At 60.6% G+C, this 3,352-nt stretch carries 2 protein-coding genes; both read left to right on the top strand.

The genetic code is table 11. The features are described from left to right. Positions 1 to 110: 110 nt before the first annotated feature. On the top strand, positions 111 to 2,267 hold the full coding sequence (glgX, locus tag ACSFE6_RS31245) for a glycogen debranching protein GlgX (protein WP_435431222.1): 2,157 nt from the start codon (positions 111 to 113) through the stop codon (positions 2,265 to 2,267). A gap of 245 nt (positions 2,268 to 2,512) precedes the next feature. Beyond that, a complete protein-coding gene (locus ACSFE6_RS31240; RefSeq protein WP_435431223.1) occupies positions 2,513 to 3,271 on the top strand; it encodes a PIG-L deacetylase family protein in 759 nt (252 codons plus the stop codon). Positions 3,272 to 3,352 lie beyond the last annotated feature (81 nt).

The raw sequence follows: 3,352 nt of genomic DNA, 5'->3' as shown, positions 1-3,352 counted from the left end.
AATCGAGAAAGCTGATCCACAGCAAACTGAGCGTGAGAATTACCCACTTCTTTCGCGAGCAGGCTCGCTCCCACAAGTGATCCCCCATGTACTTCACTGCTGGAGCCCCCATGACCCGTCCAAAGAAAGACCCGCCAGCCCCTCACGAACCCTCGCGCATTCGTGAAGGCCTGCCCTTTCCGCTGGGTGCGACCTGGGACGGTCTGGGGGTCAATTTCGCCCTGTTTTCCGCCAACGCCACCAAGGTCGAACTGTGCATTTTCGACGATGCCGGAGAGGTGGAACTCGAACGCATCGAGCTGCCGGAGTATACCGACGAGATCTACCACGGCTACTTGCCCGACGCCCATCCGGGACTGGTCTACGGCTACCGCGTGCATGGCCCGTATGACCCGGCCAACGGACATCGCTTCAACCCCAACAAGCTGCTGATCGACCCCTACGCCAAACAACTGGTGGGTCGGTTGAAATGGTCCGAGGCATTGTTTGGCTACACCATCGGGCATCCAGACGCCGACCTCAGTTTCGATAAGCGCGACAGCGCGCCGTTCGTGCCCAAATGCAAGGTCATCGATCCGGCGCACACCTGGGGCCATGACCATCGCGTCAGCGTGCCATGGGACAAGACCATCATTTATGAGACCCACGTGCGCGGCTACAGCATGCGTCACCCCGCCGTCCCCGAGAACCTGCGCGGTACCTTCGCCGGATTGATGGTCGACGAGGTGCTGGAACACATCCGCAAGCTGGGCGTGTCCACCGTGGAATTGCTGCCGATCCACGCCTTCGTCAATGACCAGCACCTGCTGCACAAGGGCATGACCAATTACTGGGGCTACAACAGCATCGCCTTCTTCGCCCCCGACCCGCGTTACCTGGCCAGCGGCAAGATCGCCGAGTTCAAGGAAATGGTCGCGCACCTGCACGAAGCCAATCTGGAAGTGATCCTCGACGTGGTCTACAACCACACCGCCGAGGGCAACGAACAAGGCCCGACCCTGTCCATGCGCGGCATCGACAACGCCTCGTACTATCGCCTGATGCCGGAGGACAAACGCTTTTACATCAACGATTCCGGCACCGGCAATACGCTGGACCTGAGCCACCCGTGCGTATTGCAAATGGTCACCGACTCGCTGCGCTACTGGGCCTCGGAAATGCACGTGGACGGTTTCCGCTTCGACTTGGCGACCATTCTCGGGCGCTATCACGATGGCTTCGACGAGCGTCACAGTTTCCTCGTAGCCTGTCGGCAAGACCCGGTACTGCGTCAGGTCAAGCTGATCGCCGAACCTTGGGACTGCGGCCCCGGTGGCTATCAGGTGGGCAACTTTCCACCGGGTTGGGTGGAGTGGAACGACAAGTTCCGCGACACCGTGCGCGCCTTCTGGAAAGGCGACGATGGACAACTGGCGGACTTCGCCAGTCGCATGACCGCTTCCGGCGAGATGTTCAATCAACGGGGCCGGCGTCCTTACTCGTCGGTGAACTTCGTCACCGCCCATGACGGCTTCACCCTCAATGATCTGGTGTCGTACAACGACAAGCACAACGAAGCCAACGACGAAAACAATCAGGACGGCAGCAACAACAACCTGTCATGGAACCACGGCGTCGAAGGCCCTACCGACGATCCCGAGATCAACGCGTTGCGTCATCGGCAGATGCGCAACTTCTTCGCCACGCTGCTGCTGGCCCAGGGCACGCCAATGCTGGTGGCCGGCGACGAGTTCGCCCGGACACAGGACGGTAACAATAATGCCTATTGCCAGGACAGCGAGATCGGCTGGGTCAACTGGAACCTGAGCGAAGACGGCAAGGCCTTGCTCAAGTTCGTCAAACGCCTGATCAAGTTGCGTCTGGCCTATCCGATCCTGCGCCGCGGTCGCTTTCTGGTGGGCAATTACAACGAGGACATCGGCGTCAAGGACGTCACCTGGCTCGCCGCCGATGGCAACGAGATGACCACCGAGCACTGGCACGATGCGCACAATCGTTGCCTGGGCATGTTGCTCGACGGTCGCGCCCAGGAAACCGGCATCCGCCGCAAGGGTGCCGACGCAACCCTGTTGCTGGTGGTCAACGCCTACCACGACATCGTCAATTTCACCCTGCCGCAGGTGCCCGACGGCGGCTTCTGGACCTGCATGATCGACACCAACCAGCCGTCGATTCGCGGCCAGGAACGTTTTGAGTTCGGCCATGAATATTCGGTTACCGGTCGTTCGTTGCTGTTGTTCGAGTTGCAACGTGAAGAGGAGGAATGAACGCCCCCCCCCTGTAGGAGCGAGCTCGCTCGCGATGGACGTCAACGATGACGCGGGGTGCCTGGATGCCTGCGTCGTCCGGACGTTTGTCGCGAGCATGCTCGCTCCTACAGAGAGGCACACAAAAAATGTACCGTTGGGAACATCAAGGCGACGAATAGCGATACATGAGCAATACTCTGCTCGCGGCGATTCCAGGGTTCGGGACGCGGCGAAATGCTATCAACAAGAACAAGGACGTCACCATGAAACCGGTCTCTCTCCTCGACAACAGTCTCTCGGCGCAAATCTGGAACAGCGCCCCGCAACTGGATAACGTCCCGGTTATCAACACTCAATCCCTGGTGCCACCTGGCGCGCGCGCGGTGGTGATCGCCCCGCACCCCGGCGATGAAGTCGTGACCTGTGGCGGCCTGCTGCAGTTGCTCAGCACCTTGGGGCATCCCTTGCAGTTGATTTCGGTGACGGACGGCAGCGCCAGTCATCCGGGCTCCCAACAATGGTCGGAGAAGCGCCTGAGCGTGTTTCGTGTGCAGGAAAGCGTTGAAGCCTTGCGCCGGCTCGGGTTGCCGATGCACAGCCTGAAGTGGATTCGCGGCGGCTTCACCGACAACGCGCTGGCCGAGCATGAGCCGGAGTTGACGCAGTTCATCGCCCGATACCTGCGCCCCGGCGACGTGGTGTTCAGCACCTGGTCCCAGGATGGCAACCGTGACCATGACGCCGTCGGCCGCGCCAGTGCCAATGCCGCAACCATCGCCGGTGCCGATTTCAACGAAGTGCCGGTCTGGGCCTGGCACTGGCCGACGCGCGATCACGGCTTGATCCCCTGGCATCGTGCCCGCAAGGTGCGCCTGGACACGTGGACGGTCGCACGTAAAAGCCATGCGACCCATGCCTACGCCAGCCAGCTGGACGGAGAACCGGCCATCGGTATCGCGCCGCTGATACCGCGGGTATTGCTGGAAAGGATGCGTTTGCCGTATGAAATCGTCTTTGTCTGACCCCACAAACTTCAACTGTGGGAGCGAGCCTGCTCGCGAAGGCGTCAGCACGGCTAACATTCATTTAGCCTGATTCACAGC

This window comes from Pseudomonas baetica (assembly GCF_051216495.1).
Classification (GTDB): domain Bacteria; phylum Pseudomonadota; class Gammaproteobacteria; order Pseudomonadales; family Pseudomonadaceae; genus Aquipseudomonas; species Aquipseudomonas baetica_B.
This window is presented reverse-complemented; position numbering and strand designations above follow the sequence as displayed.